24 protein-coding genes are annotated in these 25,218 nt (G+C 65.3%); 20 read left to right on the top strand and 4 right to left on the bottom strand.

What is annotated here, in order from left to right; genetic code table 11:
* Positions 1–83: 83 nt before the first annotated feature.
* From JOF47_RS08180 to JOF47_RS08160, 5 genes are all read left to right on the top strand, one after another.
* Positions 84–491, top strand: a complete 408-nt coding sequence (locus tag JOF47_RS08180) for a VOC family protein (protein WP_209997116.1) — start codon at positions 84–86, stop codon at positions 489–491.
* A 404-nt stretch (positions 492–895) separates the two neighbouring features.
* Positions 896–1,282 carry a VOC family protein gene (locus JOF47_RS08175; RefSeq protein WP_209997115.1) on the top strand — a complete coding sequence of 129 codons (387 nt, stop codon included), beginning with the start codon at positions 896–898 and terminating at the stop codon, positions 1,280–1,282.
* A 200-nt stretch (positions 1,283–1,482) separates the two neighbouring features.
* On the top strand, positions 1,483–2,025 hold the full coding sequence (locus JOF47_RS08170; RefSeq protein WP_209997114.1) for a gluconokinase: 543 nt from the start codon (positions 1,483–1,485) through the stop codon (positions 2,023–2,025).
* Positions 2,026–2,038: 13 nt separating this feature from the next.
* A complete protein-coding gene (locus JOF47_RS08165) occupies positions 2,039–3,559 on the top strand; it encodes a GntT/GntP/DsdX family permease (RefSeq protein ID WP_245356304.1) in 1,521 nt (506 codons plus the stop codon).
* Between the two features lie 141 nt (positions 3,560–3,700).
* On the top strand, positions 3,701–4,525 hold the full coding sequence (locus JOF47_RS08160) for a DUF1206 domain-containing protein (RefSeq protein WP_245356303.1): 825 nt from the start codon (positions 3,701–3,703) through the stop codon (positions 4,523–4,525).
* A gap of 165 nt (positions 4,526–4,690) precedes the next feature.
* Here JOF47_RS08160 and srmL read toward each other — a convergent pair whose 3' ends face one another.
* Positions 4,691–5,809: a PheS-related mystery ligase SrmL gene (srmL, locus tag JOF47_RS08155; RefSeq protein WP_209997113.1), complete on the bottom strand. Its 1,119-nt coding sequence runs from the start codon at positions 5,807–5,809 to the stop codon at positions 4,691–4,693.
* 252 nt (positions 5,810–6,061) lie between these two features.
* Here srmL and JOF47_RS08150 point away from each other — a divergent pair, with 252 nt between their 5' ends.
* Both JOF47_RS08150 and JOF47_RS08145 read left to right on the top strand, forming a co-directional pair.
* A complete protein-coding gene (locus tag JOF47_RS08150) occupies positions 6,062–6,250 on the top strand; it encodes a hypothetical protein (protein ID WP_209997112.1) in 189 nt (62 codons plus the stop codon).
* A gap of 162 nt (positions 6,251–6,412) precedes the next feature.
* On the top strand, positions 6,413–7,096 hold the full coding sequence (locus tag JOF47_RS08145) for an alpha/beta fold hydrolase (protein WP_209997111.1): 684 nt from the start codon (positions 6,413–6,415) through the stop codon (positions 7,094–7,096).
* Positions 7,097–7,165: 69 nt separating this feature from the next.
* Here JOF47_RS08145 and JOF47_RS08140 read toward each other — a convergent pair whose 3' ends face one another.
* A complete protein-coding gene (locus JOF47_RS08140) occupies positions 7,166–7,885 on the bottom strand; it encodes an AAA family ATPase (protein ID WP_209997110.1) in 720 nt (239 codons plus the stop codon).
* A gap of 46 nt (positions 7,886–7,931) precedes the next feature.
* Positions 7,932–8,372: a VOC family protein gene (locus JOF47_RS08135; RefSeq protein ID WP_209997109.1), complete on the bottom strand. Its 441-nt coding sequence runs from the start codon at positions 8,370–8,372 to the stop codon at positions 7,932–7,934.
* A gap of 213 nt (positions 8,373–8,585) precedes the next feature.
* Between JOF47_RS08135 and JOF47_RS08130 the strand changes: the two genes are divergently transcribed.
* From JOF47_RS08130 to JOF47_RS08105, 6 genes are all read left to right on the top strand, one after another.
* The gene (locus JOF47_RS08130; RefSeq protein ID WP_209997108.1) at positions 8,586–8,897 is read left to right on the top strand and encodes a hypothetical protein; all 312 of its coding nucleotides are present in this window, start codon (positions 8,586–8,588) and stop codon (positions 8,895–8,897) included.
* An 87-nt stretch (positions 8,898–8,984) separates the two neighbouring features.
* The gene (locus JOF47_RS08125) at positions 8,985–10,340 is read left to right on the top strand and encodes a dihydrolipoyl dehydrogenase family protein (protein ID WP_209997107.1); all 1,356 of its coding nucleotides are present in this window, start codon (positions 8,985–8,987) and stop codon (positions 10,338–10,340) included.
* 261 nt (positions 10,341–10,601) lie between these two features.
* A complete protein-coding gene (locus JOF47_RS08120) occupies positions 10,602–14,177 on the top strand; it encodes a DNA polymerase III subunit alpha (protein WP_209997106.1) in 3,576 nt (1,191 codons plus the stop codon).
* A gap of 84 nt (positions 14,178–14,261) precedes the next feature.
* Positions 14,262–14,525, top strand: coding sequence for a hypothetical protein (locus tag JOF47_RS08115; RefSeq protein ID WP_209997105.1), 264 nt, complete (start codon positions 14,262–14,264; stop codon positions 14,523–14,525).
* A gap of 138 nt (positions 14,526–14,663) precedes the next feature.
* Positions 14,664–15,041, top strand: coding sequence for a glyoxalase superfamily protein (locus tag JOF47_RS08110; protein WP_209997104.1), 378 nt, complete (start codon positions 14,664–14,666; stop codon positions 15,039–15,041).
* 74 nt (positions 15,042–15,115) lie between these two features.
* On the top strand, positions 15,116–15,316 hold the full coding sequence (locus JOF47_RS08105) for a helix-turn-helix domain-containing protein (RefSeq protein ID WP_209997103.1): 201 nt from the start codon (positions 15,116–15,118) through the stop codon (positions 15,314–15,316).
* 275 nt (positions 15,317–15,591) lie between these two features.
* On the opposite strand, the gene JOF47_RS08100 is transcribed toward JOF47_RS08105, so the two are convergent.
* A complete protein-coding gene (locus JOF47_RS08100) occupies positions 15,592–16,044 on the bottom strand; it encodes a carboxymuconolactone decarboxylase family protein (RefSeq protein WP_209997102.1) in 453 nt (150 codons plus the stop codon).
* Positions 16,045–16,457: 413 nt separating this feature from the next.
* Between JOF47_RS08100 and thrS the strand changes: the two genes are divergently transcribed.
* The 7 genes from thrS (at position 16,458) to bioD (ending at position 25,217) form a co-directional block, all read left to right on the top strand.
* Positions 16,458–18,461: a threonine--tRNA ligase gene (gene thrS, locus JOF47_RS08095; protein WP_209997101.1), complete on the top strand. Its 2,004-nt coding sequence runs from the start codon at positions 16,458–16,460 to the stop codon at positions 18,459–18,461.
* A 4-nt stretch (positions 18,462–18,465) separates the two neighbouring features.
* A complete protein-coding gene (locus JOF47_RS08090; protein ID WP_209997100.1) occupies positions 18,466–19,074 on the top strand; it encodes an HIT family protein in 609 nt (202 codons plus the stop codon).
* Between the two features lie 427 nt (positions 19,075–19,501).
* Positions 19,502–20,734 (top strand): biotin synthase BioB, encoded by a 1,233-nt coding sequence (bioB, locus tag JOF47_RS08085; protein ID WP_209997099.1) that lies wholly within the window; start codon positions 19,502–19,504, stop codon positions 20,732–20,734.
* Complete coding sequence (bioA, locus tag JOF47_RS08080) at positions 20,731–22,095, top strand: adenosylmethionine--8-amino-7-oxononanoate transaminase (protein WP_209997098.1); 1,365 nt, start codon at positions 20,731–20,733, stop codon at positions 22,093–22,095. The genes bioB and bioA overlap by 4 nt, the downstream gene beginning before the upstream one ends.
* The gene (locus tag JOF47_RS08075; RefSeq protein ID WP_209997097.1) at positions 22,085–23,308 is read left to right on the top strand and encodes an aminotransferase class I/II-fold pyridoxal phosphate-dependent enzyme; all 1,224 of its coding nucleotides are present in this window, start codon (positions 22,085–22,087) and stop codon (positions 23,306–23,308) included. The genes bioA and JOF47_RS08075 overlap by 11 nt, the downstream gene beginning before the upstream one ends.
* Positions 23,305–24,504 (top strand): cytochrome P450, encoded by a 1,200-nt coding sequence (locus JOF47_RS08070; protein WP_245356302.1) that lies wholly within the window; start codon positions 23,305–23,307, stop codon positions 24,502–24,504. Before JOF47_RS08075 ends, JOF47_RS08070 begins: the two co-directional genes overlap by 4 nt.
* Complete coding sequence (bioD, locus tag JOF47_RS08065; RefSeq protein WP_209997096.1) at positions 24,501–25,217, top strand: dethiobiotin synthase; 717 nt, start codon at positions 24,501–24,503, stop codon at positions 25,215–25,217. The genes JOF47_RS08070 and bioD overlap by 4 nt, the downstream gene beginning before the upstream one ends.
* Position 25,218: the final 1 nt, after the last annotated feature.

Here is a 25,218-nt window from a genome sequence, read left to right as displayed (position 1 = left end):
GGACCCTTCATGCTGGTCGCGCTCGCCCGTATCGAGCAGGATTCAAGAAGCGTGCCGGCCACCCCGGCCATAGCTTGGTGTGCATGGATATTTCATTGAATTACTCACACATCACCGTCAACGACGTGGACGAAGCCATTCCGTTCTACCGGGACGGCTTGGGCCTGAAGGTGGAGAACGACGTGGCCTCTGGCGAACACCGCTGGGTCACGCTTGGTTCGGATACGCAACCAGGGTTGGGCATCGTGCTTTCGGGTCCGCATGCGGGCCGCTCGGAGGCAGACGGGAACGCCATCCAGGAACTGCTCACCAAGGGTGTGCTTCCGATGACGGTCTTCAGCACCAGCGACCTCGACGGACTCTTTGAGCGGGTCCGTGCGACCGGGGCAGAGATCCTCCAGGAACCCATCGACCAGCCGTGGGGTCCGCGCGACTGCGCGTTCCGCGACCCGTCGGGCAACATGATCCGGGTGAACCAGCGCGCGAACTAGGACCGCGCCGCTTTCTGCCAACCGCCACCGAGGGCACTTCGCAAACAACGCGGAGTGCCCTCAAACGTGTCTGTTCCCGGTTGCGCCTACCGGATGGGTGGGTAGGGCGCGGTCGGATCCGGTTGGCCCGGCGGGAAGGGAGTGGTGGGATCCGGAGGAACGGGCCCGGGATCCGGCTCCGTCGGTGGTTCGTGCGTGGGATCGGGATGAACCGGGGGCACCCTGCTGGGTTCCACTGGCGGGTAGGGGCGTTCCGGAGGCTGCGGAATACTCATGATGGTTGCTCCTTCCTGCATGGGATTCCGCACCCAGTCTAGGGCGGGTTCGGTGGCCGTGAAAGGCGCCTTCAGGCGGCACCGGAAGTAAAATTGGAGGGTTCCACTCCCCACCGAGGACGGCCTCCCATGTCCCTCTCATCCAGCCCGCTAACCACCATCATTCCCGTGACCGACGGCGAGAGGTCGCGGCAGTTTTACGAAGATTCCCTGGGGCTTCCATTCGAAGGACAGGCGACGGACGGCAACATGGTTTTCACCCTTGCCGGTTCCGGTTCCCTGGCACTCCTGAGCGACCCGGAAGCGAAGCCCTCTCCACACACCACCGCAAGTTTCGAAGTCCATGACATCGCCGCTGTCATCAGCGAACTCAACGCCAAGGGTGTTGTCTTTGAGGACTACGACCTGCCGAGCCTGAAGACCGTCGACCATGTTTGCGTCCTGGGATCTGAGAAAGCCGCCTGGTTCAAGGATCCCGACGGCAACATCCTCTGCCTCCACGAGAACCTGACCTGAGGCAACGGATCCGGGGACCGCGGTTCGGGCTTCCCGCCCGTGGAGCCCGCCGTGGAGCGAAGACCGCGGATGCGCGACGGGCCTCTGCGAATGCATGGCAAATGCGTCGCCGCCCGGAGCGGCCAAGCGCGTTCGCTTGCGGTGATGGTTCGTGCCGGCGGACTACAGACATTCCCCGTTCCGGGTGTCATTATGACCTCATGAGTGCTCAGGTCACAGCGTCTGGGACGGATCCACGGGTTTTGGTCCTGATGGGTGTTTCGGGTTGCGGGAAAACCACCATTGCCGCGTTGCTTGCCGGCCGCTTCGGCTGGGATCTGGAGGAAGGCGACGGCCTGCATCCGCAGTCGAACGTGGCCAAGATGCATGCCGGGCATCCGCTGACCGATGAAGACCGATGGCCGTGGCTGGAGAAGGTTGCCGGATGGATCGAAGGTCAGCTCGATGCCGGCAGGAACGGCGTCATCACCTGTTCGGCCCTGAAGCGTTCGTACAGGGACATCCTCAACCGGCGGGGGGCCGGTGTCCTGTTCATCTACCTTTCAGGGTCCCCCGAGGTGATCAGGGCCAGGCTGACTGCGCGCCACGGCCATTTCATGCCCTCGAGCCTGTTGGAAAGCCAGTTTGCCGACCTCGAGGAGCCGACGTCGGACGAGCCTTGCATCCGGGTCGACGTCGGTCCGCCGCCCCAGAAGATCCTCCGGAAAATTCTTGGCCAATTGAACCTGAACAGCCCAGCCTGAGCGGAAAAGAGCCATGAGCACGTTAATCAGGGGTGTCGGAATCCTCGCCGACGCCGCCACAGATCAAATGCATGAACCGTGGACTTCCCACGACACCCAGGTGTTGGTCGTTGCCGGCCTGGGCATCGTGTTGGTCGTCGTCCTGATCGTCTGGGCCAAGATGCACGCCTTTTTGGCCCTGACCATCAGTGCGCTGCTGGTCGGCATCTTTTCCGGCATCCCGTTGGCCGACGTGACCAAGTCATATGAGCTCGGGGTCGGCGGCGTCCTTGGATACGTGGGGGTCCTGATTGCGTTGGGGGCGATGCTCGGCAAGCTCCTGGGCGACTCCGGCGGCGCGGACAAGATCGTCGACACGCTGCTGCACGGCAGCAGGGCGACGCTTCCCTGGAAAATGGCGCTGATTGCCGGCATCATCGGCATTCCGATGTTCTTCGAGGTCGGGTTGGTGCTCCTGGTCCCGGTCGTCATGCTCGCCGTCCACCGCTCCAAGATGCCGGCGATGCTGCTGGCCATCCCGGCCCTGGCCGGCTTGTCCGTCCTGCACGGATTCGTTCCCCCGCATCCCGGGCCCGTGGCGGCCGTCGGGATCCTGAACGCGGACATCGGCATCACCCTGGCCCTGGGCCTGCTGGTCGCCATCCCGACGGTGGCCATCTGCGGCCCCCTGTTCGGCCGTTTTGCGGCCCGGTGGGTGCCGATCGGCCCGGCCGGCGCGGGGCTCGCCTTCCTCGGGGCCGAGGCAGGGTCCGTCGGCGGCGGAAGCGTCCAACCGGCAAGCAGGCCCGTGAAGCAGGGAAAACACCAGCTGGCGGCTTCCGCGGAATCCGCTCCGCGGCAGGGTGCCCGGGACCCGGCGGCCAAACGCATCCCGTCCTTCGGGTGGACGCTGGCCACCGTGCTGTCCCCGGTGTTCCTGATGCTGCTGCGTGCCGCGGCGGACCTCTGGGTCGATCCGCAAAGCGCGCTGTACAAGGTGCTCAACTTTATCGGCGACCCGGTTGTCGCACTGCTCATCGCGGTGCTGCTGGCTATGGTCACCTTTGGGACGGCGGTGGGATTCTCGGCAACGACGCTGGGCAAGAAAATCGGGGAAAGCCTGCTGCCCATTGTGGGAGTGATGCTCATCGTTGGCGCCGGGGGCGGTTTCAAGCAGGTGTTGGTGGACGGCGGCACCAGCACCGCGATCGCCAAGATCGCCGTCGCGCTCAGCCTCTCCGCCCTGGTGCTGGGTTGGATCGTGGCGGTGCTGATCCGCGTTGCCACCGGATCGGCAACCGTCGCGACGGTGACGGCGGCCGGTATCGTCGCGCCCCTGGCCGCGGGCCTTCCGCCGGCGCAGCTGGCCCTGGTGGTGCTCGCGGTCGGTGCGGGGTCCCTGTTCTTTTCCCATGTCAACGACGCTGGTTTCTGGCTGGTCAAGGAGTACTTCGGCATGACCGTCGGGGAAACGATCAAAACGTGGTCGGTGATGGAAACGCTGATTTCCGTCGTGGGACTGCTGTTCATCATGTTGCTTGCCGCATTCCTGTAGGCCGCCAACCATGTGCGATCCGATAATTGCCAGTGCCCGGTTGGAAGGCCCAAGATGCCCGGGGTGTATGCCTTCGGGTCGGGCGGTGGGAAAATGTTGTTGGCACGAGGCCTGTCGCATGCCTGCAATCGCTGGAAAGGGATGGCCATCAAAAAGGAACTGAAGGGTGCAGCGGACGCGGTCGAGGATGCTTCAAACTCCCGGGTTTTTGTGGTGGCCGCCAGAACCGGTTTCACGGTGAGTGGGATCCTGCACGTCCTGATTGGGATCATTGCCATCCAGTTGGCCTTCGGGAAGGCCCGGGAAGCAGACCAGGGCGGGGCCATGGGTGAACTCGCCGCCCAACCGGCGGGGCACATCTTGCTGTGGATGGGAGCCGCCGCCTGTGCGGCGTTGGGGCTGTGGCAACTGAGCGAGGTGGTCTTCGGATACAGGAACCTGAAGAAGAAAACGATGCTGCAAAAAAAGCTTTCCGCCGCCGGCCAGGGACTCGTGTTCCTGGTGCTGGCCGTGGCGTTTGCATCCTTCGCGGCAGGCCAGGGCAAGGACAGCGGGGAAACGACGAGCGATTCGTCGATTCAAATCATGAAGGCGCCGTTCGGCCCGCAGCTGTTGATAGCGGTAGGTGTTGTCGTTGCGGTTGTCGGCATTGTCTTTGCGGTGAGGGGAATGCTGGCTTCCTTCACAAAGCAGCTGGACATGCCGGCGTCCAAAACCCTTCGCATGGTCGTAACCATTCTTGGAGTAGTGGGCTATGTGGCGAAAGGCATCGCACTGTTTCTGGTCGGGTTGCTGTTCATCGTCACAACCATGCAGGCGAGTCCGGAAGAGTCCACCGGGCTGGACGGCGCACTCAAGGCGGTGCGAGAGCAACCCTATGGGCTGTATTTGCTCACCCTGGTTGGTGCCGGTCTGATTTGCTACGGCTTCTATCAAATTGCGAAATCGAAATTTGTCCGCATGTGACGGTGCACAGGTAGCGAAGAACCCGCATTGGGCTCCGTGGACGGCGATGTGGTTGCAGGAGCAAGCCCGTCGACTCGCAGACCGCATGTCCAAGGCAGTCCGGATCCCATGCACGGGGACCCGGACTCCGCCTGTTCAACCTTGGTTTTCCGGTCGCGTGGGTGTTCAAATGATTTCTTGGCGGGGGCCTTGGTGGACGGCCCTGTAGATGCGGTTGCGCAACTCGTTGGCTTGCGTTGAAGACAGCGTGCGCTCCAGCGGCCTGATGGTGATGCGTATCAGCGCATTGTCCTGCCCCTCGCGGATGCCAAGCCGTTCGCGCGCCGACTCCGGAAGCAGGTCCCTGCCCGTGCGTGAGAGAAGCTCAACGGATTCGACAAGCCCGGAATCGCCGCCAAGCGCCCGGCGCACCGCGTCTCCCAGCGTTTCACCGTCCTCCCCGGCATCGATCACCACAGAGATGTCGCGTCGCGCCGCGGGAAGCAGGGACACCGGCCGCCACGGAGACAAGTCCTGCATCTGTTGGGCCGCGCGCTCGCCGATTGCCCGCAGGTAGCGGATATCGGGAATGCGCTTGCGCAACATCAACGCCCGGTCCAAGCCCATGCCCAGGGCCAGGCCCGACCATTGCTCCGGATCCAACCCTGCACACCGGAGCGCCTCCGGGTGGATTTGCCCGCATTCGGCCAGTTCCAGCCATTGGCCCTCGTGCAGGACATCGATCTGTTGGCCGTTGGTGGTGTAGGGATGCACTGCCGGCGTGGTTTTCCAATCGGCTCCGGGAAGCACCGCGTCGACGAGCGTGGCGATCATCCCGTGCAGGTCTTCCGGCGTCGTGTCAGGTGTCGAGCGAATGCGCCACAGGTCCACCTGGTGCGGTTCGCCCACGTGGGTGCGGTCAACGACATCGCGCCGGTACACCAGTCCGGGGACCGCAAGGAGTTCATCGACGCCGGTGCGCCCCTTGTAGCGATGCAGGGCCTGCGGCAGCTCGGCGGAGGTGTGGCTGCGCAGCATCGTGGTCGGGCTGAGATACCTGGTGTACCTGCGGGCCCGGGTGACGTCGTTGCCCTGGTATTGCAGGCTGTCGTAGTTGTCCCGGATGGACACGATCGGCGGGTTCCTGAGGGTACGGGTGGTGCAATTCCACGATTGCTGCAGGGAGTCCACAACGCCGTGCAGCAGGTTTTGCATGGCATGGGCACCCTGCGCTGGATCGCTGAGGTCGCGGACCGTGAGGGAAGCGTGGAGTTCGTCGGGGGTGAGGTAAATCGGGGTGTTCATGGTGTCTCCTGGAAAGCTGCGGGGAAATGGGAATCACCCCCGGTTGGCAGCAGTGGAGACAGCGAATGCTACGAGCGCACGTGCATGAACCCACGGCTGGTGCCCAGCCGGGGGTTCATAAATCGGGAATCTGTGCGCATGGATCCACCGTAACAGATGCCCGGGGCGGGCACCGCAATGCATTTTCCCCGTGGCGGTTTGAGCGGTTGGAGGGTCTGCCCAAAGCCCAGGAAAAGGTCTAGCGTTGGCCACATGAGTGAAGAATCCAAGGACCCGTCCGAACACCCGGAACACGGGCATCCGCACCATCACCACCTGACGCACAACACCGATGAGCGTGCCGTGAGTGATGTGCAAAGTTCAAAGTGGGGCAGCGAGGGCGGGGCGGTGCCGCCGGATTACGATCCCGACCTCGACGATGATGAGGACGAAGACGACTGAACCCCTTGGGACCTGGCCGGTGAGGGGTTTGTGTGCTGGATCCTGCGCAAAACCCTTCTGGATGGTTGAACCTGGGCGTTTCCCGGGGTCCCCAGGTTGTCCTGTGCCGGAACCATCCGCAGTCCCTTGGCCCGAGCACCAACGAATCAGAAGGAACAGACCATGAATGCCACCATAGTCCTTGTCCACGGCGGTTTCGTCGACGGAGCTGGCTGGAAGCCGGTGTATGAGGAGCTTCAGCGCGACGGCTTTGATGTGCGCGTTGTACAGAATGCGACGAAGTCGCTGGCTGACGACTCGGCGATGACGCGTCAGCTGATCGACGGGGTGGAGGGCCCCGTCGTCCTCGTCGGCCACTCGTACGGCGGTGCGGTGATCACCGAGGCAGGGACCCATGACAAGGTCGCTGCGCTGGTGTATGTCACTGCGTTCGCGCCGGACCAAGGGGAGTCGGTCAACACCCTCATCGCCGGTTTCCCCCAGGACGGGCCCCAGCCGCCGATCCTGCCGCCCGTCGACGGGTATCTTTTCCTTGATCGCGAGAAGTTCCATGAGGCATTTGCCGGGGATGTGTCCGCCGATGAGGCCAGGTTCATGGCCGACTCACAGGTGCCGTGGGGCCTCGAGGCCTTGGGCGGGAACGTGAGCGAAGCGGCATGGCGCGCAAAGCCGAGCTGGTACCTCCATGTGACTGAGGACCGGATGATCCCGCCCGCCGCCCAGGCCTCCATGGCCGAGCGCATCGGAGCCACCGTCGTGGAAACTCCCGGCAGCCATGCGATCTATGTGTCGCGCCCCAACGTAGTGGCAGACCTGATTCGGTCGGCCGCGGCGGCGGTCTCCTAGACGCTGTGAGGTAGAGGGCCCGGTCCTGACGGCCGCGCCCTCTACTTCTGCGAGCCTGAAGCTGTTCTCCTAGAGGTGGCGCAGGTAGCGTCCGGGCATGTTCATGAAGGACCGCCAGTTGGTGACCAAATCCAGGTCGTCCCATTCGCTGTGCCGCAGGCCCCACGGCCCGACCTCGTAGATGTCGGCTCCCGGCAATGCCGCCAGCAACGGAGAATGGGTGGACATGATGACCTGGGAATCGCCGGTGGCCATCAGGTCCTTGAGGATGCCCACGAGCGCAAGGCAGCCGGAGAACGACAGCGCCGATTCGGGTTCGTCGAGAACCCATAGTCCTCCCTCGCGAAAGCGGTTGACGATGAGTTCTAGGAACGACTCTCCGTGGCTCATTTCATGGAAGCGGGGTTCGGGCCGCTTGGCCGGGTTTTGCTCGAGGTACGTATAGAAACCGTGCATGGTTTCGGCGCGCAGGAAATACCCCCGGCGGCTGGCCCCGGGGTTGCGCATGACTTGCAGGTGCTCATCCAGCCCCGACTCGGTGACCCTGGTGCTGTGTTGCGCACCGGTGGAACCGCCCTCTGGAGACAGACCGTAGCTGACGGCGATCGCCTCGACCAAGGTCGATTTTCCCGAACCGTTTTCACCAACTAAAACCGTGGCCGCCCCGGGTGCCAATCCCTGCTCCAGGAGATGGCGGACCGGAGGCATGGTGTTTGGCCATGCGTTGCGGGGCGCCGGGTTTTGTGTGCGTTCGGTGATGCTGCGAATGGGAAAGTTCGAAATATGCATGATGCCGGGAACGCTCTTTCCGTGGGGCGGGAGGAATGAAATACCGCTAGACGCCGGTAATGAAGCCGTCTTCGCCGATGCCGAACGTCGGATTGTGGACGAAGTCCCAACGGAAGCCATCTGGATCCGCCACGCAGGCGGTGGTTCCGCCCCATTCCCTGGTCGCAGGTGCGCCGACGGAGGTGGCACCTGCCGCAATCGCCTTCGCGTACAAGTCATTGACCTCTTCAACGCTGCCGGTGTTGTGGCCAAGCGACAGCGGAGGTGCCTGCACCCCGTGACCCACATCCCCGTACTCTCTTGGCATCGATGCGATGTTCCACAAAGCAAGCAAGAGGCCGTGGCCGGCTTGGACGAAGAGGATCTCCCCGGGAATGTGGGAAACCTCGCGGAAGCCGAGGCCTTGCACGTAGAAGTCGCGTGAGCGTTCAACGTCGCGCACGCCCAGGGTCAAAGCGGTGATCATAGGTGCTGGTAGGGGTGTCATGGGTACGAGTGTATGCCCTCGGGATTGCCGAAAAGTAGACCTCGGGGCGTAAGTTGTCGTAGATATGTTCTAGTCTCGCCTTGTATAGAACATAGTTTCTAATAAAATGGTTGAGTGCACCGTTGGATCCCGTGCGGCGCTGCTTCCTGGGGGTTGGACGAGCCCGGGAGGCGGCGCCGCTTGGCGGGTATGGGGCGAGTGAGAGGTGGGGGCGTGGGCATTTTTACCCAGTCGATCGAGGTCGACTGCACACCGGCGGGGGTTCCGATCCGCATGCGTTGGCAGGGACGGGAATACAGGCTTGTCGCCGACCCGGTGCGTTGGTTCCAACGACGCAACTGGTGGAAGGAGGAGCTACGGGCTGAACGCGGCCGCGGACCGGGGCTTGTCGACTACGAGGTCTGGAGACTGCAGGTCAGGCTCGCCGGGGTGGGTCCCCTGCGCACCTTCGAGGTCTCCCGGCAGGTTGAAACCGGAAGATGGCGAATCATCAAGATCCACGACGCCTGCGGGGAAAGTGACTAGCCCCGTTCTCTGGCCGTTCGCCGGGGTAAGTGCAAGGCTGAAGGGCCAGGCATTGCATAGCGGATTTATGAACGCAGGAGTGGTCTTGTGGAGGAAATATTCGATGTTGCCATCATCGGCATGGGCCCCGGCGGGGAAGTTGCCGCCGACAGGCTGATCGCCGCCGGCAAGAAGGTTGTGGTTTTTGAGTCGGAGCTCATTGGGGGTGAGTGCGCCTATTGGGCCTGCGTCCCCTCCAAGACGATCCTGCGGGGGTCGGAACTCCGGGACGAAGCCAAGCATGGTGCCGGTGTCTCTGGCATCACACTCAACTGGCAGCAAGCCCGGGAATACCGCGACTACATGGCCAGGCATCTGGATGACAGCGCCGAGGCCGAGGGCTACCTGCGGCGTGGAGCACAGGTTGTCCGCGCGAGAGCCGTCATTGCGGGGCCCGGCCGCATCCAGGCCGACGGCCGGGAATACCTGACCGACCACATCATCGTCGCCACCGGAACCGCGCCGATATTCCCTTCCTTCCCGGGGTCGGACCAAATCACCGCATGGGGCAACCGCGAGCTGTACACGCTCGCGGAGCTGCCGCAATCGGTGGCCATTGTGGGCGGAAGCGCCGTTGCACTGGAAACCGCCACATTTCTGGCCGGATTCGGAGTGGGTGTCACGCTGCTCAATAGGAGCCGGCGCCTGCTGGGCCGCGAGGAGCCCGAGGTCGCTGCGCTCGCCGAAGCCTATCTGCGGGAGTCGGGGGTGGATGTGCGCATGAACGGCTCGATCGCCAAGGGGCGAGCCGAGGGAGGGCGAAGCGTGCTGACGCTGGGTGACGGAAACGAACTGGCCGTGGACGCCGTCGTCTTCGCCACCGGACGGACCCCGCGCACCGAGGGGCTGGGCATCTCACTCGCCGGAGGCCTGCTGGACGACAAGGGATACATGCAGGTGGATGAGCACTGTCGATCGTCCGAAGGACTCTGGGCGGTGGGTGACGTCACCGGAATCATGCCCTTTACGCATGTCGCCAAATACCAGGGCCGCATCGTAGCCGATTGCATCCTGGGGAAGGAGCGAAACGCCGGCTATGGAGGAATCCCGCGGGTGGTGTTCGCGAACCCGGAAATCGCAGCGGTCGGACTCACGCGGGAGCAGGCCGACCTGATCGACCTCGAGACCGAAGCCGTCAGTGTGAACCTGCCCGAAACCATTGCCCGGCCATGGACATACGAACAAAACCCGCGAGGGGACCTGGGCATCCTGATTGACCGGCGGCAACAAGTCATGATTGGCGCCTGGGCGGTGGCGCCGCAAGCCAGCGAATGGATCCACCAGGCGGCCCTCGCCATTAGAACGCACATCCCGCTTTCGGTCCTGCGTGACCAGGTCCCGCAATTCCCCAGCTACAACGAGGCCTACCTCGTGGCGCTCGACAAGCTCGAGCACTCCGGATAGGTCCGCTCGACAAAGAGCCAAGCGTTGGTGTGCCATCTCATGCGAACCGCATAATCCCTGTTCACTGCCCGAAGCAATGCGGCACGGACGCGTGCGGGCGGCAAGCAGGTCCCAACGCGACTTGATTAGAACACGTGTTCTAATATGATGGCTCTACCCCTGCACGGCGGATGGCCCATGTTGCTCCCACACCGAAGCGACAAAAAACCTTCAAACCCGCACCCGGCAAACGAAAGGGGCGCTGCGAAGGGAGGGCCGGACATGCCCACGGGTTTCACCCACCTGCATGTTGCCTCCGCCTTCAGCGCGCACTACGGAGTTTCTTGGCCCGAGGACCTTGTCCAGGCGGCGCTCGCCGACGGTGCCGACGCACTGGCCATCACCGACCGCGACGGACTCTACGGAAGCATCAAACACCTCAAGGCCTGCATCAAGCACGGGATGGACCCCATCCTGGGGGTGGACCTGGCAACCCTCGAACCCGCCCGCCAGACAAACGACGGCAAGACACGCAACCCCCTGCGCGTCTCCGGGCGAATCATCATCCTGGCCAAGGGACACGGCAACGGAGCCGGCTACAAGGCCCTCTGCCGCCTAGTCTCCGCCGCACACCAACCAACAACACCCCACGGGATACGCAAACAACACATAGGCATCACCCCCGGGGAACTGGCAACCCATGCCCTCGACCCCACGGGGGAACCACTGCTCACCATCCTGCTGGGACCAAACTCCGACGTGGGCCTGGCAACCCAACACCACCGCTACGACCAGGCCCGCACCCGCATCCACCGATGGCGCACACTCCTGGGGGAGAGAACACTACGGGTAGAGATCGTCACCCACCTGAACAACCCCGGGGAACGGCTCAGCACCGCACACGCCATCCGCATGCTCCGCTGCGCAGAAACGGCAAACATCGCCCCCATCCTCACCAACGCCGTCAGATACGCCGAACCCGACGGCGCGGCAACCGCGGACGTCCTGGACTCCGCACGTGCACTCACCTCCCTCGAAACCCTCAACGACATCCAACCCAACGGACAAGGCTGGCTCAAGACCACAAGGCACATGCGCCACCTCGCCGCGGAAATCGCCCGCGAGGCAACAAGCCACCGGATAGGGACAACACTCCTGCAAAACACCTCGGCGCTCGCCGACTGGGCACGCCTCGACCCCGTCAATGACACCGGATGGGGAATACCCATAGTGCCCGAAGCCCACATCATCGGCATCACCGGCGAACCCAACCGGGAACTTGCCGCACGCGCGGAAGCCGGCATCGGCAGGCTCATCCCCGGGGAGAGCAACAACCCCCTGATGCGCCAACGCCTAGGGGAAGAACTAAGTACCATCGCAGACCTCGGCTTCGCCCCCTACTTCCTCACCGTCGCGGAAGTCAGCGACATGATCACCCACATGGGCATACGCTCCGCCGCACGCGGCTCCGGAGCCTCATCGCTGGTCAACTACCTCACCGGCATCAGCCAGGTAAACCCCATCACCCACGACCTGCTCTTCGAACGCTTCCTCTCCCGCGACCGTGCCACCCTGCCGGACATAGACATAGACGTCGAATCCGCCCAACGCCACAACATCTACCAAAAAATCTTCACCCGCTTCGGCGCCGACCGCGTCAGCCTCATGAGCATGCAAAACGGCTACCGCGCCAGGGGAGCGGTACGCGACGCCGGAACGGCCCTCGGCATGGAGGAAGAAGACATAGACGTCATCGCCAAACAGCTCTGGCGCTTCTCCGCCTCATCCTTCCGCGACGCCCTGAACGAAAAACCCGAACTCGCACCCTTCGCCGACCGCCTCGGCACCGAAAAGCAACTCGACCTGCTCGTGGACCTCACCGAACGCCTCGACCGGCTGCCAAGACACATCTCCATGCACCCCTGCGGAGTCATCCTCTCCAACAACACACTCCTGGACCGGACACCCGTCCAACCCAGCGGACTGAACCTCCCCATGAGCCAATACGACAAACACGACATGGATCCCATGGGACTGCTCAAGCTCGACGTCCTGGGGGTACGCATGCAATCGGCCATCACCTACGCGCTCGCCGAAATCCAACGCATCCACCCCAGCGCACAAGCAGTCGCCAAAGCGGGGGGACACCAAGGCAAACACCCGGGGGAAATCCCCGCCTACATCAAACCCAACGGAACCATCGACCTGGCCCTCGTCCCGCTCGACGACAAACCCACCTTCGAACTCATCCGCTCCACCCACACCCTCGGCTGCTTCCAGATCGAATCACCCGGACAACGCGAACTCATCGGCAAACTCGCCCCCCGCGACTTCAACGACCTCATCATCGACATCTCCCTCTTCCGCCCCGGACCCATGAAATCCAACATGGTCAAGCCCTACCTGGAAAACCGCCACGGATTCGCACCCGAAAAATATCCCCACCCAAACCTGAGACCCGCGCTCGCCGAGACCCACGGGGTCACCGTCTTCCATGAGCAGGTGCTGCGGATCTTCGACGTGATGACCGGTTGCGGGCTGGCCAAGGCCGATGTCTACCGCCGGCTGCTGGGAAGCGCATCGGAACCCCGGGTCGAGGCCTTCTTCCGTTCCGCAGCCCAGGGCCGCGACTACCCGCTGGAAGTCATTGACGAGGTCTGGCAGACGCTTGCGGCCTTCGGCTCCTTCGGGTTCTGCAAGGCCCACGGGGCGGCCTTCGCCGTGCCCACCTACCAGTCGGCCTGGCTGAAGGCCCACCACCCGGAGGCGTTCCTCGCCGGGATCTGGGAACACGACCCTGGCATGTACCCCAAGCGCCTGCTGGTGGCCGAGGCCCGGCGCATGGGAATCAAAATCCTGCCGCTGGACATCAACCGCTCGGCGGCCGGCTACCGGGTGGAAAGGCTGGAGGGGCTGCTGCCGCCGGCGCAGCTGCCGGTGGTTCCCCGGGCCGCCGGTGCCATGCTGCCCGGGCGTTTCGGGATCAGGCTGTCGCTGCGCGGGATCCGCGGGGTCTCGGAGCGCGAGGTCAAGCGGGTCGTCGCCGGCCAGCCCTACGAATCGATCGCCGACGTGCGGATGCGCTCGGGGCTCACCCGCACCTCGCTGAACCACTTCGCCGCCCTGGGCGCCTTCGACGCGTTGCAGCGCACGGCCGGGCGGGGAAACCGCGCGGACCTGGTCGCCCACCTGCGCGGCGGGGCGCACAAGCCGTTGCCGCAACGCCACCGCCCGATTCCCGGGCAGCTCGCCCTGCCGATGGGGGACCTGGACCTTTCCACCATGGCCATCGGCGCCCCGGAGACGCCACTGGATGAGGTGGTGCGCACCGAGCTGGATCTGCTGAGCCTCGATGTCAGTGCACACCTGATGGAATCCCACACCCCGCTGCTGGACTCGCTGGGCGTCTCGCGCGCCGAGGACCTGCTGGCGATGCGCAACGGCACCGAGGTCCTGGTGGCCGGGGTCAGGGTCGCCACGCAGACCCCGCCCATGCGCGGCGGCCGGCGGGTGGTCTTCATTTCGGTCGACGACGGCACCGGCTGCGTGGATGCCACGTTCTTCCACGAGGCGCAGCAGCGCTGCGGCCCGCTGCTCTTCTCCACCCGGTTGCTGCTGATCCACGGGTTGACCCGGCGCACCGGACCACGGGGAATCAGCCTGCAGGCACTGAAGGCCTGGGACCTGTCGCAGAAGGGCACGTTGCCGGCGCCGGGATACCTGGAAGACCCGAGTCGGGCCCGGGACGGGCGAGGCATCGGCACGGGCGCGAAGGCGCCGTTGCGGGGGCGGGGGAAATCATTGGCGCAAACCATGGCCGACGAGGGGCTGGACCAGCGCGGTTATCTGGGGGCCTGAGGGGTGGCATTATCCGTTGTGGGACCGAAGCCGCCGTGTGATACTGGGGCTATCGGCGGACCGCCCCGGAAGGAGGCTGGTGTTGTGATCCCGTCAATGATCGTGTTTGGGCTTGTTTTCGGTCGCTGGTGGAAGCAGGCAATTATCGGCGGAGCATTGCTCTGCTCGGTGCTCGTGGGCCTTGCAAGCGTGTTTGAAACCGGCGGTGTCTTTTCCTGGTCCAGGGTGCTGGGTGCCGCCGCCTTGGGCGCGGTGAGCACCGCTTTCGGCGTCGCGATCAACCAGCTGGCCCACCAGCTTGTTGCCCGGATCCGGGTCGCCGGGAAACCCGGGGTCAAGCGGGCCTGAGGTCTTCCCCCCTTGCTTGCCGGGCTTCGGCCCAGGGCTTGGGGGATTGCCACGTCCAACTTCGCCAGCACTTCGTGAAGCACGGAAAATCTGGATAAGACCTGTTGATTGCCCGGTGGCGGGACTAGCCTGTGCACCATGGATTGGAAACTAGAACTGGTATTTGTTCCCGTGTCCGATGTCGACCGGGCCAAGGACTTCTATGTAAACAAGGTGGGATTCAACGCGGACTTCGATGAGCGACCCAATGAGTCGATTCGGTTTGTCCAGCTGACCCCGCCCGGCTCGGCCTGTTCGATCTGCATCGGAGAGGGACTGACCGACGCCGCACCGGGAACGGCACCAAACATGCAAATGGTGGTCAGCGACATCCAGGCCGCACACGACCAGCTTGCGGCCAACGGCGTTGAGGTCAGCGAGATCGACGTCCAGGACTGGGGGAGCTTTGTGTACTTCGCCGACCCGGATGGCAACAAGTGGGCGGTGCAATACATCCCGCAGCGTCCCAACGGCTGATTTTCCGGGAGTGGTTGGACCTGCCGGGATTCCCGGTGGCCTAATCGGCAGCGTGTTGCCGATTAGGGGATTGGATGGACAGCGTTTCGGCCATAGCCGCCAGCATTCGTGCTGCGCGCAAGAAGACCGGGCTCACCCAAGCCGACCTGGCCGAGCTTGCCGAGGTCTTGGAACGAACGGTACGCGCCATGGAAACGGCCACGGGCAATCCTTCGCCGCGGGCGGTTATTTCCGTGCTTGGTGTCCTGGGGCTCAGGCTGACGGTCGCGCGATGAACCTGGAGATTCTCAAGCGCGTCCACAATACGGCGTATACAAAAGCGGAATCCTGGCCAGGATCCTGCCCCCGAGAACCTGTCGACACATCGAACGGGAGGTGCTCCGGGCCGAACAGGAAGGCAGCGTGCGCAAAGATCACCCGCTGCCCGTCCGGGGCATGGAGCATTGACGAAGGCTGACCACGCTTGCCCTGCATGATGGCCTCGGGATGAACTTGCTCAAACGCGGGAATGCGGACAGGTCGGAGGCACCCGGTGAGGACGCGTCGTGGATTACGGTGCTACCCGGTACCTGCTGGTGATTGCCACGCGGTTGAACATGTTGATCGCGGCACTGAGCCACGCCACCGCAGACACTTGTGCATCGGTGAGGACCGACGAGGCCATCGTGTAGGTGTCGCGGGGGACCTGGTCCACCGAAACCAAGGTGATGGATTCACTCAATGCCAAGGCCGCACGCTCGACCGCGGTGAAATACTCCGATTCGCGCCATGCAGGCAGCACCGCCAATCGGTCGCTGCTTTCGCCCAACTTCAATGCATCACGGGTGTGCATGCGCAGGCAATAGCTGCACCCGTTGAGCTGGGAGGCCCGGATCTTGATGAGTTCACACAACTTCGGGTCGAGATCGGCCGCCTGGGCGGCCTCGCTTGCAGCCTTGTTCATGGCCAGCAACGCCGCGTAGGCGGCAGGATCGGACTTACTGAGGTTCACACGGGTTTCCATGCCTGCATGTTAGCCCCGTAACCCGGGAACAACTAGAGGGTGTTTGTAGGCGTGGAGTTTGGGCCCGCGACCATCAACACGTTGCAGCATTGCTTGGCCAAGCAGGGTCACCAATTCAGTTGGGGTAGCCGACCTGTTGTCCAAGGTTAGGTGCTTAACCTTGGATAGAGAGTGAGTTATCCAAGGTTATGAAACGGCGAAATGTCCTGCCTGATCCTTCTCGCCAGTGGGATGCGGGGTTCGAGATGGCGATGCGGGGCATGTGGGGAATGGTTTTCCCTATCGTCAATTGCCTTGCCGGCATGCGCGTCGATTGGTGGGGCACCGACGGGTTCCGTTAAGCTGGATGTTGGCTGGCTGTGGTCATCGTATGCCACAAGCTATGAAGCCGGACAACGAAACGAGGAACCGTAGTGCTTGAGCAAATCACACTGACCGTCGATGGAGAACAACGCGAGGTGAATGCCGGTACTACCGGGGCCGAGCTGTACTTTGATGACCGCGACGTCGTGGTCATGCACGTCGATGGCGTGCTTCGTGACCTTTCCCGCCCGCTCGAGGCCGGAACCGCCGTCGAGCGAGTCACCATCGATTCCCCCGCGGGCCTTGAGGTCCTGCGCCACTCCACCGCGCACGTCATGGCCCAGGCCGTTCAGCAGCTGCGCCCGGATGCCAAGCTGGGCATCGGCCCGTACATCACCGACGGTTTCTACTTCGACTTCGACGTCGCCGAGCCGTTCACTCCCGAGGACCTGAAAACCCTCGAGAAGATGATGCTCAAGATCGTCAACCAGAACCAGAAGTTCGCCCGCCGCGTCGTCACCGAGGACGAGGCCCGCAAGGCCATGGCCAACGAGCCCTACAAGCTGGAACTGCTGAACAAGGCCAACGAGGCCGATGCGGCAGGCGAGGGCGTCAACGTCGAGGTCGGCGCGGGCGACATCACGATCTACGACAACGTCGACCGCAAGACCGGCGAGACCGTTTGGTGCGACCTGTGCCGCGGCCCGCACCTGCCAAACACCAAGCTGATCTCCAACGCCTTCGCGCTGACCCGCACCTCGGCGGCCTACTGGCTGGGCAACCAGAACAACCAGCAGCTGCAGCGCATCTACGGCACCGCCTGGCCGACCAAGGAAGCGCTCAAGGCCTACCAGGAGCGCATCGCCGAGGCCGAGCGCCGCGACCACCGCAAGCTCGGCGTCGAGCTCGACCTCTTCTCCTTCCCCGACGAGCTGGGTTCGGGCCTTCCGGTGTTCCACCCGCGCGGCGGCATCATCCGCAAGGAAATGGAAGACTACTCGCGTGCACGCCACGTCGAGGCCGGCTACGACTTCGTCTACACCCCGCACATCACCAAGGGCCACCTCTACGAGGTATCCGGCCACCTTGACTGGTACAAGGACGGCATGTTCCCGGCGATGCACGTGGACGCCGAGCTCAACGAGGACGGCACGGTGCGCAAGCCCGGCCAGGACTACTACCTCAAGCCGATGAACTGCCCGATGCACAACCTGATCTTCGGCTCCCGCGGACGCTCGTACCGCGAACTGCCGCTGCGCCTGTTCGAATTCGGTTCGGTCTACCGCTACGAGAAGTCCGGCGTGGTCCACGGGTTGACCCGCGTGCGCGGCATGACCCAGGACGACGCCCACATCTACTGCACCAAGGAGCAGATGAAGGACGAGCTGACCACCACGCTGAACTTCGTGCTGGGCCTGCTCAAGGACTACGGGCTGGATGACTTCTACCTGGAACTCTCCACCAAGAACGAGGAGAAGTTCGTCGGCGACGACGACGTCTGGGAGGAAGCCACCCGCACCCTGGCCGAGGTCGCCGAGGCCTCCGGCCTGGAGCTGGTCCCGGACCCGGGAGGAGCCGCCTTCTACGGCCCGAAGATCTCCGTGCAGGCCAAGGACGCGCTGGGCCGCACCTGGCAGATGTCCACCATCCAGCTGGACTTCAACCTGCCCGAGCGCTTCGAGCTCGAGTACCAGGCCGCCGACGGCACCCGCCAGCGCCCGGTGATGATCCACCGCGCCCTCTTCGGTTCCGTGGAACGCTTCATGGGCGTGCTCACCGAGCACTATGCGGGCGCGTTCCCGGCCTGGCTCTCCCCGGTCCAGGTCGTGGGCATCCCCGTTGCCGAGGCCTTCAACGAGTACATGTTCGACGTGATTGACAAGCTCAAGGCAGCGGGCATCCGCGCCGAGGCCGACATCTCCTCGGACCGGTTCCCGAAGAAGATCCGCACCGCGTCCAAGGAAAAGGTCCCGTTCGTGCTCATCGCCGGCGGCGAGGACGCCGAGGCGGGTGCGGTGTCCTTCCGCTTCCGCGACGGCAGCACCGACAACGGCGTGCCGGTGGACGAAGCGGTGGCCCGCATTGTCGCCGCCGTGAAGAACCGGGAAGCCTAGGTCCATGGGGGAGTCCACGCGGGCACAAGCCATCGAAGCGCCCGAGGAGCTTTCGCAGGAGGAGCAGGACGCGGCAGTCACCGACGATTTCGAACTCGCCGGGGTGCCCGATTCCTTCCAGCGCCTGTGGACTCCCTACCGGATGGCCTACATCAAGGCCGGCCAGGACCAGGTCAAGGACGAGGAGTCCTGCCCCTTCTGCGTCGCGCCGACCCGTAGCGACGAGGACTCGCTGATTCTTCACCGGGGCAAGACCGCATACGTGATCTTGAACCTCTTCCCCTACAACCCGGGCCACATCCTGATCTGCCCCTATCGCCATGTGCCGGATTACACCGACATCACGGAGGAAGAAACAGCGGAGATGGCTGCGTTGGCGCAGAAGTCCATGCGCGTGCTGCGCCATGTTTCGCGCCCCACCGGTTTCAACCTGGGCATGAACCAGGGCGTCACCGGCGGGGCCGGCATTGCCGCGCACCTGCACCAGCATGTGGTTCCGCGCTGGGCCGGCGACGGGAACTTCTTCCCGATCATCGCGCAGACCAAGGCGATGCCCGCAACGTTGGGCGACATCCGCGAGGACCTGGCTGCCGGCTGGCTTGAGATCGACTAACGCCGAACAGAAGTTCATGGATTGACCGCCGGGCATTTTGCCCGGCGGTCAATCTCTTTAACGGCTGTGGACGCGGGTGCGGGTCCTGAAGATTGTTACGCGCCCACGCCCAAGGAACCGAATTCGGAGGAGGGTTTCGGGAAGGGCGGGTGCCGTCCGGGTGCTTCCGACGGCTGATGTGGACGCTGTGTGTTGGCTGCCGCGTCCATTGACCGGGCGGAAACCGCGGGGGACGACTCGCCCCGGTGGCTTTGGATATTACGGCACGAATCGCCCAATTGAACAGTGTTCAAGAAGTGTCGGGGTGATCGGTGTATGGTGGTTTTACCTCACGGTTGAACACTGTTCAATTATGCATTGAGCAGGTTTCAGAAACCCCTTGGAAGCGCTTGGAGCCGCTTCTCTCATTCCAGCGGAAGGCAGCACCATGACCTTGGGCATTGCGACCAATCTTGAAGAATCCCCGGCGGAGACGTTTACCGAACCGCTTGACGCGCGGGCCCTTGCCGCCCGGGTGGAAGCGGGACACCGAATCACCGAGTCCGAGGCCCTGGCGATCCTGGGCACGCCCGACGAGCGGACCCTGGAGCTGGTGGCGGCGGCCGGGACACTGAGGCGCAAGCACTTCGGCAACACCGTGAAGGTCAACTACCTGGTGAACCTCAAGTCGGGGCTCTGCCCGGAGGACTGCACGTACTGTTCCCAGCGCCTGGGATCCAAGGCCGAGATCCTCAAGTACTCCTGGCTCAAGCCCGACGAGGCCGTGCACCAGGCAGGGCTCGGGATCGCCGGCGGCGCCTCGCGCGTGTGCATGGTCGCCTCCGGCAAGGGCCCCAGCGATCGCGACGTCGACCGGGTGGCCACCATGATCGGCCAGATCAAGGACGAGCACCCGGAGATCGAGGTCTGCGCCTGCCTGGGCATCCTCAAGGAGGGACAGGCCGAACGGCTCGCCGCCGCCGGGACGGATGCCTACAACCACAACCTGAACACCGCCGAGTCCCTCTACCCGGAGATCTGCTCGACCCACACCTTCCAGGAACGCGTGGACACCGTCGGGCAGGCCAAGGACGCCGGGCTCTCCCCGTGCTCCGGGCTCATCGTGGGCATGGGCGAAACCCCCGAGCAGCTCGTCGAGGCAGTCTCCGCCCTGCGCGACCTTGACGCCGACTCGATCCCGGTGAACTTCCTGATGCCCTTCGACGGGACCCCGCTGGCCGGGACCTGGCACCTGACCCCGATGGCGTGCCTGCGCATCCTGGCCCTGGTACGTCTTGCTGCACCCGCCACCGAGCTGCGCATGGCCGGCGGCCGGGAAATGCACCTGCGTTCGATGCAGTCCACGGCGCTGGCCGTGGCCAATTCCCTGTTCCTGGGCGACTACCTCACGTCCGAAGGCCAGGATGCCCGGCGGGACCTGGAGATGATTTCGGATGCCGGGTACCTGGTGCTGGGCCAGGAGGACATCGACCCCGCGGAACTGGCGGCACGGATCCGGCACCGGGCCGACGAGGCCCCGGCACGGCCCGAGGCCCCCGGATGCGGCACCGCCTGCGGCAGCGGTTGCGGCAGTGCCTCCTCGCGGGGCTGCGGCCCGATGGGCGCCGAACCGGTCCTCCGCCGCCGCGGTGCGGGCACGCAGGAGAACCCCAACGCATGAGTGTCGACACCTTGGACCTACTGGCCCGTGATTCCGGCCTGCTCTGGCACCCGTATGCCTCCCTCGATGCCGGGGCCCGCTACTCGGTGGCGGCCGCCCGCGGGGCCAGGATCACGCTGGAGGACGGCCAGGGCCGCAGCCGCGAGGTCATCGACGGGATGGCCTCCTGGTGGTCGGTGGTGCACGGCTACGGGAATCGCGTGCTCGATGCCGCAGCGCATGCGCAGATCGACAAGTTCAGCCACGTCATGTTCGGCGGACTCACGCACGAGCCCGCGGTGGAACTGGCCGAACGCCTGGTGGCCATGGCCCCGGGGAACCTGCAACACGTGTTCCTGGCCGACTCCGGCTCGATCAGCGTGGAGGTGGCACTCAAGCTGGCACTGCAGTACCAGGACGCGTGCGGGAAACCCGCGCGGCAGCGATTCCTGGCCCTGCGCGGCGGGTACCACGGGGACACCTTCGCGGCCATGGGCATTTGCGATCCCGTGGACGGCATGCACGCGGCGTTCGCGCCGCTGAGCCGCCAGCAGGTCTTCCTGCCCAGGCCCCCGGCCGCGCAGCGCACCGCATCCGGCGACTGGGTCTTTGGCGCGGACGAGCTGGAACGGTGGGAAGCCCAGGCGCGGGGCATTGCTGCCGAGCACGCCGGGGAACTGGCGGGCATCGTGTGCGAACCGGTCCTGCAGGGTGCCGGCGGCATGCACATCTACCCGCCACGGGTGCTGCGGGTGCTGCGGGAAATCGCCGACAAGCATGAGTTGCTGTTGATCGTCGATGAGATCGCCACCGGGTTCGGCCGCACCGGCAAGCTTTTTGCCGTCGAATGGGCCCAGGTCGACCCCGACATCATGTGTGTGGGCAAGGCGCTGACCGGCGGCTACCTCTCGCTGGCCGCGATGATGTGCACCCCGAAGGTGGCCGGGGTCCTTGGCTCCGGCAGCGGGTCGTCGGGGTCCGCGCTCCTGCACGGGCCCACCTTCATGGGCAACCCGTTGGCCTGCGCCGTGGCGTGCGCCTCGCTGGACCTGCTCACCGGCCCGGGCGATCCGAGGGCCGCTTCCGCGCAGTGGCACGCACAGGTGGCCCGCCTGGAGCGCGGCCTGCGCGCCGCGTTGGAGCCAGCGCGGGAACTGGCCGGCGTGAAGGACGTGCGCGTGCTCGGCGGTGTCGGCGTGATCCAGCTGCACGAACCCGTGCGCGTGGCGGACGTGACGCGCGTGGCCGTGGAAAACGGCGCCTGGGTGCGGCCCTTCCGGGACCTGGTCTACGTGATGCCCCCGTATGTCTGCACCGATGACGAGCTGCGGGTCCTGGGTTCGGCACTCACCGCTGCGGTGGGAGAAGTCCATGGCGGCTGACCCGACTTCGACCCGGCTTCCCGCGGCCGACGACACTGGACGGGCGGAGCCGGGATCCTGGGCGACCTGGCTGGCCGCCCGGGCGCGGGTGCGTGCCGCACGCGGCATGCAGCGCACCGACAACTCCCGCGGGCCGCTTATGGACCTGGCCTCCAACGACTACCTGGGTCTGGGCAGACACCCCGAGGTCCGGGCCGCGGCAGCCGCGGCGGTGCAGGAATACGGTGCCGGGGCCGCCGCCAGCCGCGTGGCCACGGGCACCCTGCCGGTCCACCGCGAGCTTGAAGGATCGTTGTGCCGGTACACGGGACGGGCGGAGGCGCTGGTCTTTTCCAGCGGCTACACCGCGAACCTCGGCGTGCTCGGTGCCCTCGGTGGCCCCGGCAGCCTCTTCATCCTCGACGCCCACGCGCACGCCAGCCTGATTGACGGCGCACGGCTTTCCGGGGCGCTGGTGGAAACCTCCCGACACAACGACCTCGAGCACATCGAAAGGCTGCTGCGGGAGAACCTGCGCGGCCCGGCACCCAAGCCGCGCGTCGCGGTGGTCGTCGAGTCCATCTACTCGGTGCTCGGGGACGCGGCGCCGCTGGCCGAGGCGGCCGAACTCTGTGCCCGCCACGGAGCCCTGCTGGTGGTGGACGAGGCCCATTCCCTGGCTGCGACAGACCAAGGCTCGGCGGTGCGTGCCGCGGGACTGGCCGGCTCCGGGCACGTGGTCGTCACCGCGACGCTCTCCAAGGCGCTCGGTGCGCAGGGCGGGGCTGCATTGCTCGGCGGGGAATCCGCGGGACTGCTGCGCGAGCACCTGGTGAACACCTCGCGCACCTTCCTGTTCGACACCGCACTGGCGCCGGCGGCCGCCGCCGCGGCGCTCCGCTCCCTGGCGCTTGCCGATCCCGGGCGAATCGGCAACCTTGCGCGCAATGCGAAGGTCATCTGCGAAACCCTGGCCGGGCACCCGGAACTGCGCGGGCGCATCGAGCCGGGCGCGGGTGCGGTCCAGTCGATCAAGATGCCCGGCGCGGCTGCCGCGATGGCCGTCACCGCCGCCTTGCGGGAACACGGCATCGCCGTGGCATGCTTCCGGCCGCCGAGTGTCCCGGACGGGATCTCGCGGCTGCGGATCACCGCACACGCGCACCAAGACCCCGTCGAATTGGCTCTCGTCCTGGGGACGGTAGCCCGGATCATCCTGGAAGTGGAATCATGAGCTGTCCCTTTGCCACCGCCGCGGCCGTTCAGAGCGCCCCCTTGGCGGGCCCGCTTCCCGCGGCCTACCCCGAAGCGGTGAACCGGCGCTACCGAAGCATCGAGGATCCCGCCGTGGTGCGGCAGATCCTGCGCAGGGCCGAGGAGTTCACCCCGGCCAACGCGCTGAGCACCGCCATCGCGCTGAGCCCCGCCGCGCTGCGCATCCTCGCATCGGTGCGTTTTGCCCTGCCGCCGGTCCTGGCAAGCGCCTCGGGCCAGGCGCACATGTCCGTCAGGCGGGTCGTGGCGGGCTTCTTCAGCCCGGCAAAGGTGCAGGCCCAGGGTTCGTTCATCGAGGAGCGGGTGCGCGGGATCTGCGCGGAACTGGAGGAGACCTACCGGGCCGGCGGCACCGTCGACCTGGCGGACCGGCTCGCGGCGGTGGTCCCCCCTGAAGTCATGCAAAAGCTCACCGGCATCCCCGTGCCGCCGATGGAATTCCTCAAGCGCTGGAGCCAGCACTCCCTGGAGCTCTTTTGGGGGTGGCCGGACGAGCAGCGGCAACTGGTGCTGGCCACGAGCGCCGCGGAATTCTTCGTCTGGCTCGTCGGCGCGGTGGACGAGTCGGTGGGGCGCGAAGACGGAAACCTGTATGCGACCCTGCACCGTGCGGGGGTGGATCAGCGCCGCATCGTCTCGCTGGGCTACTTCCTGGCGATCGCCGGACAGGAAACCACCACCATGCTCATCCAGACGGCGGTGTTCGGCGCCCTGGCCGACGGGCGCTGGGATTCCTGTGCCGATCCGCAGACCGGGGGACAGGCGTCCAAGGACGTGGTGCGCGAGGCCCTGGCCCTGGCGTCCTCGGTGCCCACCTGGCGGCGGATCACCGCCGTGGACGCCGAGGTCGGGGGCGAATCCTTCCGGGCCGGCGACGAGCTGGTGCTGCGCCTCTCCGGCGGGATGCCGGGTTCCCCGGACGACGACTCGCTGGCCTTCGGCTACGGGATCCACCGTTGCCTGGGCGCCGGCATCGCGCGCCTCGAAACGGAATTGGTGCTCAGCGCCACGGCGCGCGCACTGCCAGGAATCGAATTGCTCGATCGCGAGCCGCGGTGGAACCACCTGCTCTCGTTCCAGACGCCGGCGGACGTCAAGACGCGCCTGCAGGACGGCGCACCCATGCCGCGCAGCCAGAAGGGACACGCAAAATGATCTATGTTGTCACGGGAACCGATACGGACGTCGGAAAGACGGTTGTCACCGCCGCCTTGGCGGCCACGGCGTTGCGCCGTGGCGATCGGGTGGCCGTCTACAAGCCGACCCAGACCGGCGTGCGGCCGAACGAAGACGGGGATGTGCAAAACACGGCCAGATGGCTCGGGGCCCCCGACCGGCTGAGCGTGGTGGAGGGGATCCGCCTGCTTGAGCCGATGGCACCGGTGGATGCCGCGTTGGAGGAAGGCGGGGAGGCCGCCGCCGACGCGCTGCCCACGATGGCCGAGCACGTGCGGCGCATCAAGGCGCTGGCACAGGGCCACGATTCGGTCATCGTGGAGGGGGCGGGCGGGCTGCTGGTCTCGCTGACCCGCGCGGGGGAAACCATCGCAGACCTGGGTGCCGCGCTCGATGCGCACCTGGTGGTGGTGACCCGTCCCGACCTCGGGACGCTGAACCACACCGCCCTCACCCTGGAGGCGGCCGTCGCCCGGGGCTTTGCCCGCGGCACGTTGGTCTTGGGAAGCTACCCCGGTGCGCCTTCGGCGTTGCATGTCCGCAACCGCGGCAACCTGGAAGCGCTGGCCACCGACCGTGGATGGGACTGGGTGGATGGCCTGCCCGCGGGCCTGGTCGCTACGGGTCCGGCCCAGGGGAGAAACGAGGTTCTCTGGGAAGCGGGCCGCAGGCTGGCATCCGTGCTGGCGTAGC

This window comes from Paeniglutamicibacter kerguelensis (assembly GCF_017876535.1).
GTDB lineage: Bacteria > Actinomycetota > Actinomycetes > Actinomycetales > Micrococcaceae > Paeniglutamicibacter > Paeniglutamicibacter kerguelensis.
Note: the sequence above shows the minus strand (reverse complement) of the source record. Positions and strands in the feature narration are given on the sequence as shown.

Excerpts from the sequence above, each read along its gene's own strand:
- JOF47_RS08120 (WP_209997106.1), top strand. The coding sequence starts at position 10,602 with ATGCCCACGGGTTTCACCCACCTGCATGTTGCCTCCGCCTTCAGCGCG.
- bioB (WP_209997099.1), top strand. The coding sequence starts at position 19,502 with ATGACCTTGGGCATTGCGACCAATCTTGAAGAATCCCCGGCGGAGACG.
- srmL (WP_209997113.1), bottom strand. The coding sequence starts at position 5,809 with ATGAACACCCCGATTTACCTCACCCCCGACGAACTCCACGCTTCCCTC.
- bioA (WP_209997098.1), top strand. The coding sequence starts at position 20,731 with ATGAGTGTCGACACCTTGGACCTACTGGCCCGTGATTCCGGCCTGCTC.
- bioD (WP_209997096.1), top strand. The coding sequence starts at position 24,501 with ATGATCTATGTTGTCACGGGAACCGATACGGACGTCGGAAAGACGGTT.
- JOF47_RS08135 (WP_209997109.1), bottom strand. The coding sequence starts at position 8,372 with ATGACACCCCTACCAGCACCTATGATCACCGCTTTGACCCTGGGCGTG.
- JOF47_RS08140 (WP_209997110.1), bottom strand. The coding sequence starts at position 7,885 with ATGCATATTTCGAACTTTCCCATTCGCAGCATCACCGAACGCACACAA.
- JOF47_RS08165 (WP_245356304.1), top strand. The coding sequence starts at position 2,039 with ATGAGCACGTTAATCAGGGGTGTCGGAATCCTCGCCGACGCCGCCACA.
- JOF47_RS08150 (WP_209997112.1), top strand. The coding sequence starts at position 6,062 with ATGAGTGAAGAATCCAAGGACCCGTCCGAACACCCGGAACACGGGCAT.
- JOF47_RS08110 (WP_209997104.1), top strand. The coding sequence starts at position 14,664 with ATGGATTGGAAACTAGAACTGGTATTTGTTCCCGTGTCCGATGTCGAC.
- JOF47_RS08075 (WP_209997097.1), top strand. The coding sequence starts at position 22,085 with ATGGCGGCTGACCCGACTTCGACCCGGCTTCCCGCGGCCGACGACACT.
- JOF47_RS08175 (WP_209997115.1), top strand. The coding sequence starts at position 896 with ATGTCCCTCTCATCCAGCCCGCTAACCACCATCATTCCCGTGACCGAC.
- JOF47_RS08090 (WP_209997100.1), top strand. The coding sequence starts at position 18,466 with ATGGGGGAGTCCACGCGGGCACAAGCCATCGAAGCGCCCGAGGAGCTT.
- JOF47_RS08180 (WP_209997116.1), top strand. The coding sequence starts at position 84 with ATGGATATTTCATTGAATTACTCACACATCACCGTCAACGACGTGGAC.
- JOF47_RS08145 (WP_209997111.1), top strand. The coding sequence starts at position 6,413 with ATGAATGCCACCATAGTCCTTGTCCACGGCGGTTTCGTCGACGGAGCT.
- JOF47_RS08105 (WP_209997103.1), top strand. The coding sequence starts at position 15,116 with ATGGACAGCGTTTCGGCCATAGCCGCCAGCATTCGTGCTGCGCGCAAG.
- JOF47_RS08070 (WP_245356302.1), top strand. The coding sequence starts at position 23,305 with ATGAGCTGTCCCTTTGCCACCGCCGCGGCCGTTCAGAGCGCCCCCTTG.
- JOF47_RS08100 (WP_209997102.1), bottom strand. The coding sequence starts at position 16,044 with ATGGAAACCCGTGTGAACCTCAGTAAGTCCGATCCTGCCGCCTACGCG.
- JOF47_RS08160 (WP_245356303.1), top strand. The coding sequence starts at position 3,701 with ATGGCCATCAAAAAGGAACTGAAGGGTGCAGCGGACGCGGTCGAGGAT.
- JOF47_RS08170 (WP_209997114.1), top strand. The coding sequence starts at position 1,483 with ATGAGTGCTCAGGTCACAGCGTCTGGGACGGATCCACGGGTTTTGGTC.